13 protein-coding genes are annotated in these 15,850 nt (G+C 40.4%); 8 read left to right on the top strand and 5 right to left on the bottom strand.

Annotation, left to right across the window (positions count from 1 at the left end):
• The first annotated feature begins 101 nt into the window (after positions 1 to 101).
• Both F3059_RS03465 and argS read left to right on the top strand, forming a co-directional pair.
• A complete protein-coding gene (locus F3059_RS03465) occupies positions 102 to 1,055 on the top strand; it encodes an arginase (protein ID WP_151166554.1) in 954 nt (317 codons plus the stop codon).
• On the top strand, positions 1,055 to 2,833 hold the full coding sequence (gene argS, locus F3059_RS03460) for an arginine--tRNA ligase (protein ID WP_151166553.1): 1,779 nt from the start codon (positions 1,055 to 1,057) through the stop codon (positions 2,831 to 2,833). Before F3059_RS03465 ends, argS begins: the two co-directional genes overlap by 1 nt.
• Before the next feature lie 120 nt (positions 2,834 to 2,953).
• Here the strand turns inward: argS and F3059_RS03455 are convergent, their stop codons facing one another.
• Complete coding sequence (locus tag F3059_RS03455; RefSeq protein ID WP_151166552.1) at positions 2,954 to 4,231, bottom strand: replication-associated recombination protein A; 1,278 nt, start codon at positions 4,229 to 4,231, stop codon at positions 2,954 to 2,956.
• A 156-nt stretch (positions 4,232 to 4,387) separates the two neighbouring features.
• Here F3059_RS03455 and F3059_RS03450 point away from each other — a divergent pair, with 156 nt between their 5' ends.
• The 3 genes from F3059_RS03450 (at position 4,388) to F3059_RS03440 (ending at position 7,406) form a co-directional block, all read left to right on the top strand.
• A complete protein-coding gene (locus F3059_RS03450; RefSeq protein ID WP_151166551.1) occupies positions 4,388 to 4,894 on the top strand; it encodes a hypothetical protein in 507 nt (168 codons plus the stop codon).
• Between the two features lie 74 nt (positions 4,895 to 4,968).
• Positions 4,969 to 6,420, top strand: a complete 1,452-nt coding sequence (locus tag F3059_RS03445) for an aminoacyl-histidine dipeptidase (RefSeq protein ID WP_151166550.1) — start codon at positions 4,969 to 4,971, stop codon at positions 6,418 to 6,420.
• Positions 6,421 to 6,572: 152 nt separating this feature from the next.
• Complete coding sequence (locus F3059_RS03440) at positions 6,573 to 7,406, top strand: substrate-binding periplasmic protein (protein ID WP_170265020.1); 834 nt, start codon at positions 6,573 to 6,575, stop codon at positions 7,404 to 7,406.
• 120 nt (positions 7,407 to 7,526) lie between these two features.
• Here F3059_RS03440 and F3059_RS03435 read toward each other — a convergent pair whose 3' ends face one another.
• The 4 genes from F3059_RS03435 to F3059_RS03420 form a co-directional block, all read right to left on the bottom strand.
• The gene (locus F3059_RS03435) at positions 7,527 to 8,294 is read right to left on the bottom strand and encodes a hypothetical protein (RefSeq protein ID WP_151166548.1); all 768 of its coding nucleotides are present in this window, start codon (positions 8,292 to 8,294) and stop codon (positions 7,527 to 7,529) included.
• 15 nt (positions 8,295 to 8,309) lie between these two features.
• Positions 8,310 to 10,844, bottom strand: coding sequence for a TonB-dependent receptor (locus tag F3059_RS03430; RefSeq protein ID WP_151166547.1), 2,535 nt, complete (start codon positions 10,842 to 10,844; stop codon positions 8,310 to 8,312).
• An 82-nt stretch (positions 10,845 to 10,926) separates the two neighbouring features.
• Entirely contained in the window at positions 10,927 to 11,568 is a 642-nt protein-coding gene (locus tag F3059_RS03425; protein ID WP_151166546.1) for a carboxypeptidase-like regulatory domain-containing protein, read from the bottom strand.
• A gap of 26 nt (positions 11,569 to 11,594) precedes the next feature.
• A complete protein-coding gene (locus F3059_RS03420; RefSeq protein ID WP_151166545.1) occupies positions 11,595 to 13,316 on the bottom strand; it encodes a M23 family metallopeptidase in 1,722 nt (573 codons plus the stop codon).
• Positions 13,317 to 13,451: 135 nt separating this feature from the next.
• Here F3059_RS03420 and F3059_RS03415 point away from each other — a divergent pair, with 135 nt between their 5' ends.
• The 3 genes from F3059_RS03415 (at position 13,452) to rny (ending at position 15,850) form a co-directional block, all read left to right on the top strand.
• A complete protein-coding gene (locus tag F3059_RS03415; protein WP_151166544.1) occupies positions 13,452 to 13,745 on the top strand; it encodes a hypothetical protein in 294 nt (97 codons plus the stop codon).
• 15 nt (positions 13,746 to 13,760) lie between these two features.
• Positions 13,761 to 14,060 (top strand): cell division protein ZapA, encoded by a 300-nt coding sequence (locus F3059_RS03410; protein ID WP_151166543.1) that lies wholly within the window; start codon positions 13,761 to 13,763, stop codon positions 14,058 to 14,060.
• A 248-nt stretch (positions 14,061 to 14,308) separates the two neighbouring features.
• On the top strand, positions 14,309 to 15,850 hold the full coding sequence (gene rny / locus F3059_RS03405; protein ID WP_151166542.1) for a ribonuclease Y: 1,542 nt from the start codon (positions 14,309 to 14,311) through the stop codon (positions 15,848 to 15,850).

Raw genomic sequence — 15,850 nt, 5'->3', positions numbered from 1 at the left:
ATCATTTTGTTAGTGTGTTGCCCACTGTTGAGTGAAAACTCTAAATGTACCGGCTCAATCCGCAAAAACGTTACCTTTGCGGCCTCAAAAAATCTCGATTTATGGCTATAAAAATTCTCAACATGAATTCAGAGCTGGGTGCCGGAACTCGTGGAGCCAGCCTCGGTACAGCAGCAGTGAAAATCGCATCACTGAACAAGCGAAGTGATTACTTTAAAAAACACCCAATGAAGGTGCTTCCGGATCTGAATGATGAACTAGTCAATGATACTAATACTCCTTATGCCAAGAACATTGAGCATATTGCAAAAATATATGAAACCACAGCCGATGCTGTAAAGGAAACAATTGACGGAGGGCAATTTCCCGTTGTTTTGAGTGGTGATCATTCTACCGCAGGAGCTTCAATAGCCGGACTCAAAATGGCTCATCCCGATAAACGTGTAGGCGTTGTTTGGGTTGATGCTCACGGAGATCTTCACTCACCGTATTCTTCACCATCAGGTAATGTGCATGGAATGCCACTCGCAACTGCTCTTGGTCACGACAACGAAGAACGCAAGATCAACGATATTGATGAAGAAACGAAAAAGTACTGGGAGCAACTGAAAAACGTAGGCGGAATTTGCCCAAAGTTCAACCCTGAAGATCTCGTTTTCTTTGGCGTTCGCGATACTGAAGAACCCGAAGATTTCATCATGAAAAAACACAACATTCCAAACTACAGAGTTGAGGAAGTTCGCTACAGAGGTTTGGACGCTTGTGTTGATGAAGCCATTGAAAAACTTTCAGATTGTGACATAATCTATGTGACTTTCGATGTAGATAGTATGGATTGCGATCTCATCTCAAAAGGAACCGGAACGCCAGTTAGCAAAGGTTTTGATGACAAAGAAGTCACTCACATCATGAAAAAGTTTATTGAAACAGGAAAAGTAGGTTGTTTTGAAATGGTTGAGGTAAATCCAACACTCGATGAAAAACAAAACAAAATGGCCGAAACAGCTTTTGATGTCCTCGAAGAATTAACACCAGCAATCGAAAACAACATATAATGCAAGCGCTTCTCGATCAACTACACAGCACGTTGATAAAGGGTTTTGAAGAACTTTACGACTCAAAACCAAACGAAAAACAAATTCAAATTCAAAAGACCAGAAAAGAATTTGAGGGTGATTTCACACTCAATGTTTTTCCCTTCTTGCGCATTACGCGTTCAAAGCCTGAGGAAACTGCGCAAAATCTCGGTGATTACCTGAAAGAAAATGTTGAGGAAGTCAAAGATTACAATGTGATCAAAGGTTTTTTGAATCTGTCCCTCAGCGAAAACTTCTGGCGAAATACACTCAAGAGTGCTATTGAAAATGAGCGTTTTGGACTGAAAGAAAACTCCGGCAGGACGGTGCTGGTTGAGTTCGCTTCACCCAATACGAATAAGCCATTACACCTCGGTCACTTGCGTAATATTTTTCTCGGATACTCCGTGAGCAATATTCTCAATGCAAATGGGCACAATGTTGTCAATACCCAAATCATTAACGATCGTGGAATTCATATTTGCAAGAGTATGGTTGCTTGGAAGGAATACGGTAATGGTCAGACCCCGGAAGATGCCGGCCTAAAGGGCGATCATTTTGTGGGCGACTACTACGTGAAGTTTGATCAGGTTTACAAAGAGCAAATCAAAGACCTCATTTCTCAGGGAACAACCGAAGATGACGCTAAAGAACAAGCTCCCATTATGAAGCAGGCCCGCGAAACACTTTCAAAGTGGGAGCAGGGCGATGCAGAAACTGTAGCATTGTGGGAGAAGATGAACAACTGGGTATACAGTGGTTTTGATGTTACCTACAATACGATGGGAGTCGACTTCGATAAACTCTACTACGAATCGGAAACATACATTAAAGGAAGAGACGTTGTGAAGAAAGGACTCAAGGACGGTTCCTTTTTTGAAAAAGACAACGGCTCAATTTGGGTGGATCTGACCAAAGAAGGACTCGATGAAAAACTCTTACTCCGGGCCGATGGAACTGCAGTTTACATGACCCAGGACATCGGGACGGCTATTCAGCGTTCTGAGGATTTTCCAAAGATGGATCAAATGGTTTACACTGTTGGAAATGAACAGGATTACCATTTTCAGGTACTGTTCAAAATCCTCGATAAACTCGGCTATGATTGGGCTAAGAATTGCTATCACCTCTCTTACGGAATGGTAGAATTACCGGATGGTAAGATGAAATCCCGTGAGGGAAATGTTGTTGATGCTGACGATATCATGGCTGAAATGAAGGAAAGAGCACTTGAGCAGGGTAAAGATCGCGGCTCTTACGAAGAAATGCCTGATCAGGAACGTGAAGAGCTTGCAAGGAAAGTAGGAATGGCAGCTCTCAAGTACTTCATCCTCAAAGTTGATCCCAAAAAGAACATGACCTTCAACCCTGAGGAATCTGTTGATATGAACGGCAATACTGGTCCGTTTATTCAATACACCTATGCGCGTACAGCTTCCATCTTGCGCAAAGCAGGTGAAGTTTCACTCAACTTTTCTGATGGAGAGTTTGACGATAAAGAACGTGAACTGGTAAAAATGATCGCTTCTTTTCCAGAATTGATCGAAGAAGCTGGTGAGCAATTCAACCCGGGAGCTGTAGCAAACTACTGTTATGATTTAGCAAAAGTGTACAACGGCTTTTATCAGAACACACCTATTTTTGGAGCCGATGATCAGGAAACGATCAACTGGCGTTTGGGTCTGACCAAAAAAGTAGGCGACATTCTCAAAACCGGAATGGGTTTATTAGGTGTAGAAATGCCTGAACGCTTCTAAGATTAGTGAAATAAGATAATTGAATAGCCTCCTAAAAATGGAGGCTTTTTTTTGTTTTTGATGATTCTATTCATCAAAAAAACACATAAAATGATGAATAGATTCATCAAAATTTAGAAATCAATACCCGTATTTCTTTTTCCACTTTTCACGTAGAGACTGCCTCAGTTGATTTTCTCGGGCGTTGTTTCCGGGATCGTAGAACTTGTGATTTTTCAGGTCCTCAGGCATAAACTCCTGATCCACAAAATTACCTGGGTAATCGTGAGAATACTTGTAGCCTTTTCCGTAATCGAGTTCTTTCATCAGCTTAGTTGGGGCGTTGCGGAGATGCATCGGGATGGGGAGATTTCCAGTTTCTTTCACTAGTCTACGAGCGTCTTTTATCGCTTTGTAAGAAGCGTTGCTTTTTGCAGATGATGCCATATAAGTCACAACCTGAGACAAGATAATTTCACATTCAGGATATCCGATCGTTTGTACAGCCTGGAAGCAGTTATTAGCCATGATGAGAGCCGTGGGATTTGCATTTCCAATATCTTCACTCGCATGAATGAGCAATCTGCGAGCAATGAACTTTGGGTCTTCGCCACCTTCAATCATTCTGGCCAGGTAATAAACGGCTGCATTGGGGTCTGACCCGCGAATACTTTTGATAAATGCCGATACAACATCGTAGTGCATTTCGCCCGTTTTGTCGTAAATCGGCAGGTTTTGATGGATGATACTCTCCACAAATTTGTCGGTAATTTTAATCTTACCTTCAGGAGCATTCATGATAACAAGCTCCAGTGTGTTGAGCAATTTGCGCGCATCTCCCCCCGAAAAACGGAGTAGAGCATCGTAGGATTTTACCTTAATGTCTTTTTCGGTCAGAACCGAATCTTTAGCTAACGCATCGTCAACCAGCTTGATGAGGTCTTCTTTACTGAGGTGTTCCAGAGTATAAACCTGACAACGAGACAATAGTGCAGGAATAACCTCAAAAGATGGATTCTCAGTTGTGGCACCAACTAGCGTAATTGTCCCGCGCTCTACAGCACCTAAGAGCGAATCCTGTTGCGATTTTGAAAAACGGTGAATCTCATCGATGAATAATATAGGTCTGCCTTTGCCAAATAATCCCGTATCTTTTGCTTTGTTAATCACCTCACGAACATCTTTAACACCTGAGCTGATGGCACTCAACGTGTAAAAAGGACGCTTGAGTTCGTTTGAAATAACTTCAGCCAAAGTCGTTTTCCCAACACCGGGCGGACCCCAAAAAATCATTGACGCAATTTGTCCGGCCTTCAACATGCGTGCTATTGTGCCGTTATCACCGACTAAATGGCTCTGACCGATAATATCATCGAGCTTCTTAGGTCTAAGTCTTTCAGCGAGAGGAGCATCATTCATATTTTTCTTGTTTTGAGGCAACCATATTAAGTTTATATGAATCTATAATTAAAACTGGCGCGGTATTTTTTTAATTGATATATTTGGGCAAGCAACAAAAAATGTAAAACTGCGTATTAGTAGTAACAATTTTTCAAATTCAATATTACAGCTTCAATGAAAATAACAAACTTCTATTCCAAATCTTTTTTGAAAACTCTTTTCTTCATCCTCACATTACTGGGGTTGACTAATGTTTTAATCATTTTTACTGATTTCATTTTTATGGCGTGGCCAATTCATGCTGCTGTTGCTGGATTGTTTTTTGTTGGAGCTTTACTCGTTCTCACGAAAGAATTTTTTGTGAAATACGATTCTAGAGATGATTTCATTGAAATTGAGCGATCTCGTTTATTCAGTAACACTAAGCGTCCGCGGAAAGGACATATTCAGGGTTACTGGAAGTACAGAGTTTGCGACTATGATATTATCGATCGTTGGTACGGATCAAAATTGATCCTCAACTATGAAAAGCCAAATGGAAATATCGATGTTATTACGATTCCATTTTCCTTCATCTCGCAACGACACGTGAAAATACTCAAGCGCGATTTATCGAGAATACTCCAAAACGATACAGCGCTATTTGTTGGTTCGAGCTTTAAAAAGCCATTTACCAAATAATAAGGTTTAAACTATTTTTGAAAACGTCTCTTTATTTTAAGAGGCGTTTTTTTATTTGCAAAAACTTTCAATTTATGAATGAAGAAATTAAAAAGTTAGAGCCACAATCTGTGTGGTCTCATTTTGTTGATCTCAATGCTGTTCCAAGACCTTCAAAAAAGGAGGAACGAGTAATTGAATTCATGAAAAAATTTGGCGAAGACCTCGGGCTTGAAACAGTAGAGGATGAAATTGGGAATGTGATCATTCGCAAGCCCGCTACAAAAGGGATGGAAGATCGAGCTATGCTTACGCTTCAGGGGCATGTTGATATGGTTCATCAAAAGAATAACGATACAGACTTCGATTTTGATAAGCAAGGTATCGATATGTACATAGATGGTGACTGGGTGAAAGCCAAAGGAACCACTCTTGGAGCTGATAATGGAATAGGTGTTGCTGCAGCAATGGCACTTTTGAGTTCTGACGATATTGAACATCCGGCCCTCGAAGCGCTCTTCACAGTTGATGAAGAAACCGGAATGACTGGAGCCAAGCACTTGAAGCCTAATTTCCTCAAAGGTGACATCATGCTCAATATGGATACTGAAGAAGATGATGAAATTACAATTGGTTGTGCTGGCGGTGTTGACACAAGCATTTACTGGGATTACACTGAGGAAGAGACCCCAAATGAAATGGCCGGATTCAAGCTCACCGTAAAAGGTTTGCAAGGCGGTCACAGTGGAATGGATATTGACACAGAGCGAGGAAATGCAAACAAAATCATGAACCGTTTGCTCTACAAAGCTTCAAGCGAAGTAGGTTTACGAATTTCTTCATTAGATGGTGGCGGTTTGCGAAATGCAATTCCACGTGAGTCAGTAGCTGAGGTAGCTGTCAATAATGAAGCCGAGTTCAAGAAGCTTGTCAAAGAATTTGAAGCTCTCAATCAGATGGAGTTTGGCGCAGTTGAACCCAACTTCAAAATAGAAGCTGAGCCAATCAATGTTCCTCAAAAAGTCATGAATGAAGGCGAGCAAATGAAATTGCTCAGAGCTATTTATGCTATGCCAAATGGAGTGTACAAACGCAGTACAACAATGGATATGGTGGAAACATCGAGCAACCTGGCGCGTGTTTCTATCAAAGCAGGAAAAGTTGAAATCCTTTCACTTCAACGAAGCAGTGTCGATTCACAAAAAGATGATCTAGCTGCAAGTATCCGCTCAGTATTTGAGCTGATAGGAGCTAAAGTTGAGCACACAGGTGACTATCCTGGTTGGCAACCAAATCCAGATTCTAAAATTGTTAAAGTAATGGCTGATCTCTATCGTGAGAAATTTCAGTCAGAACCGAATGTAATGGCTTGCCATGCGGGATTGGAGTGTGGGATTTTGGGAAATCATTACCCTGATATGGATATGATCTCTTTCGGCCCAACAATTCGCGGAGCTCATTCTCCTGATGAACGAGTAAGTATTTCCTCAGTTCAAAAGTTTTGGGATTTTACGCTTGATACGATAAAACGTACGCCTAAAAAGTAGGTGAGCTGAAATAATATACGGTAAATTGACCTCTGCATAACAATATATTAATGTTTGCAGAGGTCTTTTTGTTTGTGGGCGTGAAAAAAGGCTGTACTTTTGCCGCGAATTTCTAAAACACTGAAAATTAATTTAATTAAATGAACCCCTTTATGAAAAGAGTTATTGTATTAGCAGCCTTTATTATCGCGGCCTTTAGCGGTTTTACACAAACCAGTTGGTCCGATGTTCAAGAAAATGGAGAGGGCACATTAAAAGTCTTCATCCAGGAAGAGTATCCATTTGCATATTTTGAAAATGGAGAACTCGTAGGTATCGAAGTTGATATTTTAAAATCATTTGAAAAATGGGTTGAAAATCGCGAAGGTGTAGAACTCAATGTTGAGTTTGTTCGTTACAACCAATTCATTAAACTTTACGAAGATGTAAAAGCATCTAAGAATGTAGTTGGAGCAGCATTTACAACTATAAATAAACAAAGAGCACAAGAAGTTGACTTTACACCAACATACCTCCGTAACTCTTCAGTTTTGGTGTCTCGCATGGATGTGCCAACACTTCGTTCTTTTAGTGATTTCGAGAATGTTTTTGGTGAAAAAACAGCTTTAGTTATTAGAGGAACAACTCACGAGAAGGAATTGATGGAAGTTAAAGAACTTCACAATAAAAAGATGATTGTAAAATATGTCAATCAGCCTGATGAAATGCTACCACTTTTAACATTTACAAACGACTACTATGCAATGGTTGACTTGCTTACATACTGGAACTTTGTCAAGCAAAACGATGGTGATTTAAAATTACACCGTATTGCAACAGTTGATAAAGAGGAGTACGGATTCATGCTTCCAAAAGATAGTGACTGGAGTGAGCCATTCAATAAGTTTTTTACTGAAGGATTTGGTTTTACTGCTAGTGAAGATTACAGAAAAATACTCAATAAATATTTGGGTGATGAAGTAATTGATGCTGTAGTGAAAGAGTAAAATATAAATTTTCGATTGTCACAAGCCGGGTCTGTCATGGTCAGATCCGGCTTTTTTTAATTTAAATAGTTACTTCTAATAAAGGTTGAAAGAAGTTACAACAAATCTTTTGGATAAAATTCATTCGATGATTAAGTTATCAAACCTTTGCTTGTAAATAGCTAGATTATCTCTATCTAAAAAGAATAGTTTGACATTGTATTCACCAGGCTCGAGTGATGGATTTTCTACATCTGGCTTTGAGGAAAAACCGAATTCAAATTGATCGATTAGCGAGAACTCAGTCTCTGAAGTATGTAGCGTAATAACATTTCCGCTATTTGGAGCTGATATCTCAACTATGCTGGATCTGACTGTATTAGCTTTAAAATTGGTGATGAACCGAATACGGTTGATTTCATCTTTTTCCCAGTAAACCTCGCTGGTTGTATAGTTGGTTTGGTCAGTGAGGAATGTCGATGGAATTGGCTCTGACCGATAAAGTGTGTCGCCAGAGTAGCCCAGTGCTATCAAGTAATTATTACCGTATTCTGATGGTAATTTATGGTTCAGCATGTTGTCAACTGGGCTTGTCTCCGCTATTCTTTGGTAAGTTGTAAAATTTTCTCTTAGCGGTGCTGAGAAGTGATTGGATGAATATATTTCAATTTTCTCAATTTTCACCGATGGTAAAAAACCTTTAAAAGTTATGGGTAGATTGTCATCTCTTAGTTTTGATGAGTCTGAGGCTGAATAGCAGTAAAAGCTATCGATTATAGTGATTCCAGAGTCACTGATTACATCGCTCAAAGTGGTGATGTTTTTATTGCCAATTAACTGCGGATCAGCATCTTTTTGACAAGCCCACATCGTTGTCGTGATCAATATGATAATTACGAATGATCTCATTAATTTGAAATTGGGCTAAAAGTTAACGATTAATCGAACATTTAGCTGCCTACCGGTTAAATAATTAGGAATTCCGTACTGGCGGTTTGAAATATCGCGAACCCATAAATAGGATATAGTATTGTTGATAGCGAGTAGGTTGAATACTTCAGCACTTAGCCAAACACTGTGTAAATGTTTAAAAGGCCCTTTGAGTCCAAGACCACTTCGTTCACTTTTCTCGTCACGTAAAAGTTGTTTTGAAAAACCTACATCAACTCTTCGATAAGGAGGGATTCGTAAAGTATCCTGATAACGGTCATAGGATGGAGGTCCAAACGGTAATCCTGTTCCAAAAACGAGGTTTAAATTCATTTTAATCGTAGGATCTCCAGGAAAATAATCCTGGAAGAAAAGTGAAAAATTCACACGCTGATCTGTAGGTCGTGGAATATAACCGGGCTCTTTTCTCACACTATCGGCAATGGGGTTAAACTGATTTCCCCGGTAAGTCCGGTTACCATTGTCATCGTAATACTCGTAGTAAAAGTCATCCTTGATGTCCTCTCTTGTTGTCATGATGGAAAGGCTCGCCCAGGATTGAACACCTTTTACAAACTCACCATTTATTTTGAAATCTATACCAGTAGCAAAACCTCTCGCATTATTCTCTGCGTAATAGCGAAGTCTCACGTTGTCAATTTCGTACGGAATCAAATTATCGAGCTGTTTATAATAGGCTTCCGTAGCAAACTTGAAGGGGCGATCCCACATTTCAAATACATAGTCCATTCCCACGAGATAGTGAATGGCTCGTTGCGCTTTGATATCGTAATTGATGTCACCATTTAAATCACGCATTTCGCGGTAGAAAGGAGGTTGGTAATAAAACCCCGATGCAGCTTTGAAAAGAATATCTTTATCCCAATTAGGTTTCCAGGTAACGAGAGCTCTTGGTCCGCCCACGAGTTCATCGTTGAAATCCCAGTAATGAAAGCGTCCGCCCACATTAAAAGTAAAATCGTTTGAGTCTACGGTCAGAGCCCTGGAGAGCTGGCCATATCCCATCAATCGTGACGAGTTGATGTTGTTTTTGGCTCTGATTACTTCGTAGAGATTAATGTCTTCTCTGGATGTAAACGGAGCAGCGTTAGGTAGCGAATAGCCTGAGCTGTCAACATAACGCCATTCGTTAAACTCGTCTTCTATTCGTTCGTGTTTTCCACGCAACCCCCAACGAATTGTGTATTTATCACCGTAGTAAGTTCCTTTGTGAGCAGCAGCAAAAACATTCCCCAACAAATAGTTGCGTGCGTGATTGATGTATCCTCCGGTTCCACGACTGAAAGCTACTTCACCAAAATCGTCAGATCCCAAATCACGGTTGAGTTCATCAAGCCTGTATGCTCCTTCTACATCAAAATTTTCCTGTTGAAGTGTGCGGTAAGCAGAGGTAATAAATTTGAGTCGGAGTTTGTTTGTAGGTTGCCAGGTTGCAGTAAGTGCCCCAACACCGGTTTCGTATTCGTTGATTTCCTGGCCTTCAAAGAATACTCTCAGCCTCAATGCTTCATTGATAGTACCAAAATCTGTTTCACGGTCCTGTGGGATGAAGTTGTATTCGTTTCTCGCATAGTTGAGTAGAAGACCAAGCTCTAAATCATCAGTGAGGTCGTAAGTAAAGTAACCCTGATAATCTGTAAAGGATGGCTTGTAACTTCCTTCAGTGTCGAGACTGTTGAGCACGTATTGGTTTGTTCTGTAGCGAAATCCGTGAAGTTGAGTGAAGCGGTAGTTGTCACTCGCATTTTCGAGATGAATATTTCCACCAAGTAAGCTACCTTCAACTGATCCCGCTAATTTTTTCTTCGGCTTTTTGTAATGTACATCGAGCACACTCGACATTTTATCACCGTATTGAGCTTCAAATCCGCCAGATGAAAACTCTACTGACCGCACGAGTTTTGGATTGATGAAGCTGAGCCCTTCCTGCTGTCCGGATCTGACCAAAAACGGGCGATATACTTCAACATCGTTAACATAGATGAGGTTTTCATCAAAGCTACCACCGCGAACGCTGTATTGCGAGCTGAGTTCGTTACTGCTGGAAACACCCATTCCCTGGAAGAGTAGTGTTTTTTCGATGCTGGCGTTGGGCATTGGAAGCTGATCGATTGATTTGGGATCAATCCTGCTCATAGTTGATGTTCGTGTTCGTTCATCCTCAACGATAACCTGCTTGAAACTCCTGCTGCCAAAATTTAGCTGAACATCAACGTTTTTTGTTTCTCCCGGTTTGAGGTTAAATGTTTTGTAAAGCGTGTCATAACCGAGGTAGGTGATGACTACTGTTTGCTCAGTGTTGGGTTTTATCGAGATAGAAAACGATCCGTCACGCTTTGTGGATGTACCTTTATTCGGTTCTGACTGTAAAAAAACATTGGCACCAACGAGTGGCCTAAAGCCGTCATCTGAAACAGTTCCGTTGACTGTTGCAGTTTGTGACAGGGCTGGCGTTCCACAAATAGTGACGAGGAACAGTAGTGCTATGAGTTTTCCAATGTTTTTCAAGACTTAAATTGAAGCTTTCAAATGTAGGAGTTGCATCTACATTTTCAACAACTGGAAATCGAAATCTTTAGTATGTGTGAATTTATTCCTGTTTAAAATCTCCGTTTTTCCATGCGCTAATAAATTTAGCCCATGCGAGCGGGTTGAAGATTGTGTAAGATGGAAACTGGCCTGCACTGTATATTTGGCTATTTCGGTTTTGCATAGCGTATTTAAAGTTGGCACTTCCATCAGCCATTGGCATGTTCATGATTTTATCTCTCATGGTTGCCTGTCGCAAGTTACGCATAGCACGTTGGTAGTCATCATCAGGCGTGTTGAGCGATAGAAAAGCTTCTTTGAACTGCTCTTTAGTTGGCCAGGGATAAACAGTAACTTCTTTGAGTTCAACTGTATCTCTGTTGAGAAGCTGAATCATTGAATAACGTGAAGTTTGAAGAGTATCGGGAATGATGTACAACTCAGATCTGTAACCAACATTTGAAAACCTGATGGTATCTCCCGGTTCAGCTACAAAAGAGAAAAAACCGTAATAGTCAGATGTTGTACCGCGGTTCGTGTTTTTGATAATCACAGTTGAAAATGGTAGGGGATTTAGAGAATCGGCATCTAAAATAACACCGGAAAACTGCAGTAGGTTTTCGTCCTGAGCTTTCGATTCATGAGTTCCAAGTGCGAATAGTATCGCTATCAAGCTAAAAATTGATGTTAATTTTTTTATCATATCGAGCGAATGTAAATAAACTTACTTTAAGGTATAAATGTAAAATTTGTTTTCAATGAATTTCGATTCCCTACTTTATCAGTAACGGTCACTTTAAGTTCGTGTTTTCCCGGAGATAGTTTTTCTCCGTCAGCCTGCATCCAAAACTCCTTTGTCTTGCGATCGTATTCCATCAGAATCCATTTTTCATCAACATATCCATTAAAAGTGTTGATTCCAGAACCTTCGTCCTCAATTTTAAATTTGAGGATTTCATTTTCTCCAATTTTTCGGTCAGAGCCGGAGAGGTTCACAATTTCAGGTTTTTCTTCATCCATCATCACCGTGTACGGACCAAGGCTTCTGGTTTTAAAATGAAACCAGTTTCCTGATGTCAATCCGCCACCTTCAGGACTAATCACTTCATAGTCTTCATCAAGAGATACAGCATACAGTTTATTTCCTTTTTCAGAAGGGAAGCCTTCAGTCTTTAAATACACATCAATGTAGTCATGAAGAGGTGTGTAGAGATCAGCAATGTGGTGAATAGCTGAGTACATTCCATCTCTCGATTCTTCAGCTTTATGTTGAAAATAGAGGTTTTTGTAAAGTGAATATGCCGGAATTTCAATTTTAGCATTTTCACTTTTATAAATGTTATCCTCATAGTAAAGGTATTCGAGTCCTTTGTGTTCTTTTTTTGCTGACGTGCTCGAAGTATCAACTTTTACTGAAAATTGAATTTGTGAATTGTTTCCGTAAGCATCATCAATAGAGTAAGTGAGCTCATGATCATATTCAGAGAAGAAGACTTTACCGTTTATTTTTACATCATTGTAAATTGTTAGCTTGTTATTTGGTTCTATGTAACTCTTTTGCACACGTCTCCTGTTTTTGTGAGTCTGTTCGTAGTCGATGTGGCAATTGATATAGCGGCTCAATGCAAATGGAATAGCCGTCATTCTATGGTTGTAAATAGTGTCGCTATCAGCAATTAACGAAACCGAATAAGCTCCACATCGATTGTGAGATCCATTCGTTTTATCAATCGTTTCAACACCAAAGCCAATCACTCCGCGAGCAGTAAGATTGAGAGGTCCGGGGAGGTGATATTTTCCATTCCTTCCTCTAACGGCTATGTGAAGAGGTTCTGTTTTCCCGTTAACAAGGCTCGTGTCGTTCAATGGATAGATCGAAACAGTTTTGATAATTGGATGAATGTTATCCTTTATATCAAAATTGAAAAGAAGCGGATTAACCGGAACCTGATTATCTGTTTTGCGAATCTCAAAGTGGAGGTGAGGTCCGCCAGAACCACCAGTGTTTCCTGATAGGGCAATTATTTCACCTCTTTCAATTTTCAGTTCTCCGGGTTTTGGGTACACATCAACCTCAAAAGATTTTTGATTGTATTGCCTTTGCCTGATGTATTTTTCAATTTCATTATTAAAGCTTTTCAAGTGAGCGTAAACAGTTGTGTATCCATTTGGATGCGCTATGTAAATAGCTTTTCCGTATCCATACAGTGAGGTTTTGACACGCGAAACATATCCTTTGGCAGCGGCTTTCACATCAAGTCCCTCAACTTGTTGAGTTTTGAGATCGATGCCGGCATGAAAGTGATTGGATCTAATTTCACCAAAATTTCCTGCGAGGTAAAGCGGAATATCGAGCGGAGCATCGAAGTAATCTACAGGGAATTCGGCCCGGTTCTGACCGATACCTGAAAGACTCATAAACAACACACTGAGAAGAATCAATTTACGCATATTCTATAATTGTTGAGCTGCAAAGCTATCCGAATTTGACAAATGTTTTCAAACAGCGGTGATATTAGTAATTGCAAAAATTTGTTTTAACAAAAAGCTAAACTACTTTTGCTATTAGCCTTTTGAAATCGGCTTATGGAAAACAATTTAAACGATTCGGTAAAACATATTGCGCACAGCGTAAACCGGTTGATCAAATTGAATGCCGAAGCTGATGAAAAAGCAAATCAATTGCATCTTGAGAATGAAAGACTAAAAGAGCAATTGGAACGTAAAGAAAGTGAGTTAGCTACCTTAAATAAGCGATATGAAGCGTTGAGAATGGGCGAAAAAATTGCCGGAAACGCTGAGGATCGAGATGATTTGAGGAAGAAGGTTAACGAACTGGTACGGGAAGTTGACAAATGCATTGCACTGTTAAATGACTAAATACGAAAGTGAATAATGGATGACACGCTTTCGATAAAAGTAACAATTGGAAACCGGGTTTACCCGTTAACCATAAAGAGAGACGAAGAGGAGCAGATTAGAAGGGCAGCGAAGAAGGTGAATGATAATATGAAGGAGCTGGAAAGCAATTATGCTGTTCGCGATAAACAGGATTTATTGGCTATGACAGCCCTTTACTATGCTGACAGGGCCTTGAGTAACGAAACAAAAGGCACTGTGATGGATGAAGAAGTATCCTCTCAACTCAATGACGTGCGTGCACAGCTCGACTCCTATTTGGAGAACAAAAAGTAATGGGGACTTGTCCCCTAAAACCATCCCGTGCAAGTTCAACCAAGTTTGGTAAAACTAACATCTAAATCGTTAAGGGTGTAGCTCTCGACTTACAAAACCAGGCCTGTTTACCCCGGCTTTGCCGTGGGGATTTCCTCTTTGAGGAGACACTGGACGGTTGCGAAGTTAGGCAGCCCTAAACTTTAACTTTTCTGAGTTTTACTCAAACTATATGGGCTTGTACGGGTTTTTTAAAACCGTTAAAAACTATGGAAATAGTAAGTTTGCTAGTAGGAGCCGCAGCCGGCTTAATAATAGGCAGTGGTATCATTTATATCTTACTCAAAAAATCAACTGAGCGTAAAGCGGCCTCCATTTTAAAAGAGGCTGAGAAAGAAGGGGAAATGCTCAAAGAGCGTAAGCTCATCAAAGCAAAAGAGAAGTTCCTTCAGCTTAAAGAAGAGCACGAAAAAGTTATCAGTGAGCGCAACAATAAAATTCAGCAAAGTGAAAATCGCGCCAAGCAAAAAGAGAAAACGCTCAATCAAAAACTACAGGATGTCAACAAGAAAGAAAGAGACATCAACGCTAAAAGAGGAAACCTGGATAAGCAACTGGAAATTGTTCAAAATAAACAGTCAGAACTCGATAAACTTCACTCAAAACGTGTTTCTCAACTCGAAGAAATGAGTGAGATAAGTGCTGATGAGGCGCTTGAAGAGCTCAAAAAAGAACTGGTAGATGATGCTCGCTCCAAGTCGATGCAAATGATTCAGGAGATTGTGGACGAAGCAAAAATCAATGCGAATAACGAAGCGAAAAAGATTGTTATTCAAAGTATTCAGCGTGTAGCTACTGAGCATGCAGTTGAAAATTCTGTTTCAGTATTCAACATCGAGAGTGATGATATAAAGGGCCGAATTATTGGTCGTGAAGGTCGAAATATTAGGGCTCTAGAAAGCGCAACTGGAGTTGAAATTATCGTGGATGACACTCCTGAAGCTATTATTCTCTCCTGCTTTGATCCGGTTCGCAGGGAGGTTGCTCGGTTATCACTTCACCAACTGGTAACCGATGGTCGTATTCACCCGGCAAGAATTGAAGAGGTTGTTCGCAAAACACAAAAACGTATTGAGGAAGAGATCGTTGACACAGGTAAGCGCACTTGCATTGACCTCGGAATTCACAACATGCATCCCGAGCTCATCAAAATGGTTGGTCGCATGAAGTATCGTTCTTCTTACGGTCAGAACCTGTTGCAGCACTCTCGCGAAGTAGCGAACCTCTGTTCAACAATGGCGAGCGAATTGGGAATCAATCCTAAACATGCAAAACGTGCTGGATTGCTTCACGATATAGGAAAAGTGCCGGAGGACGAGCCAGAGATGCCTCACGCAATCCTTGGTATGAAAATGGCTGAGAAATTTGGCGAAAATGCTGAGGTATGTAACGCCATTGGAGCCCACCACGATGAAATCGAAATGACTTCGTTGTTATCGCCAATCGTTCAGGTTTGTGATGCCATTTCAGGAGCACGCCCAGGAGCAAGACGAGAAGTAGTTGAATCTTATATTCAGCGATTAAAAGACTTAGAAAACCTCGCGATGAGTTTTGACGGTGTTGTGAAAGCTTACGCAATTCAGGCAGGTCGTGAGTTGCGTGTAATGGTTGAAAGTGAAAAAGTAAACGACACAATAGCCGGTGAAATTTCAATGAACATTTCACAAAAGATTGAGGATGAAATGACTTACCCCGGACAGGTTCGGGTAACTGTAATTCGCGAAACAAGAGCGATTAATATAGCCAAGTAA

This window comes from Salibacter halophilus, assembly GCF_008806325.1.
In the GTDB taxonomy this organism is placed as follows: Bacteria; Bacteroidota; Bacteroidia; order Flavobacteriales_G; family Salibacteraceae; genus Salibacter; species Salibacter halophilus.
The sequence above is the reverse complement of the archived record's forward strand: the minus strand, read 5'-3'. Positions and strand labels throughout refer to the sequence as shown.

Coding starts and splice junctions, on each gene's coding strand:
- F3059_RS03465 (WP_151166554.1), top strand. CDS start 102: ATGGCTATAAAAATTCTCAACATGAATTCAGAGCTGGGTGCCGGAACT.
- argS (WP_151166553.1), top strand. CDS start 1,055: ATGCAAGCGCTTCTCGATCAACTACACAGCACGTTGATAAAGGGTTTT.
- F3059_RS03455 (WP_151166552.1), bottom strand. CDS start 4,231: ATGAATGATGCTCCTCTCGCTGAAAGACTTAGACCTAAGAAGCTCGAT.
- F3059_RS03450 (WP_151166551.1), top strand. CDS start 4,388: ATGAAAATAACAAACTTCTATTCCAAATCTTTTTTGAAAACTCTTTTC.
- F3059_RS03445 (WP_151166550.1), top strand. CDS start 4,969: ATGAATGAAGAAATTAAAAAGTTAGAGCCACAATCTGTGTGGTCTCAT.
- F3059_RS03440 (WP_170265020.1), top strand. CDS start 6,573: ATGAAAAGAGTTATTGTATTAGCAGCCTTTATTATCGCGGCCTTTAGC.
- F3059_RS03435 (WP_151166548.1), bottom strand. CDS start 8,294: ATGAGATCATTCGTAATTATCATATTGATCACGACAACGATGTGGGCT.
- F3059_RS03425 (WP_151166546.1), bottom strand. CDS start 11,568: ATGATAAAAAAATTAACATCAATTTTTAGCTTGATAGCGATACTATTC.
- F3059_RS03420 (WP_151166545.1), bottom strand. CDS start 13,316: ATGCGTAAATTGATTCTTCTCAGTGTGTTGTTTATGAGTCTTTCAGGT.
- F3059_RS03415 (WP_151166544.1), top strand. CDS start 13,452: ATGGAAAACAATTTAAACGATTCGGTAAAACATATTGCGCACAGCGTA.
- F3059_RS03410 (WP_151166543.1), top strand. CDS start 13,761: ATGGATGACACGCTTTCGATAAAAGTAACAATTGGAAACCGGGTTTAC.
- rny (WP_151166542.1), top strand. CDS start 14,309: ATGGAAATAGTAAGTTTGCTAGTAGGAGCCGCAGCCGGCTTAATAATA.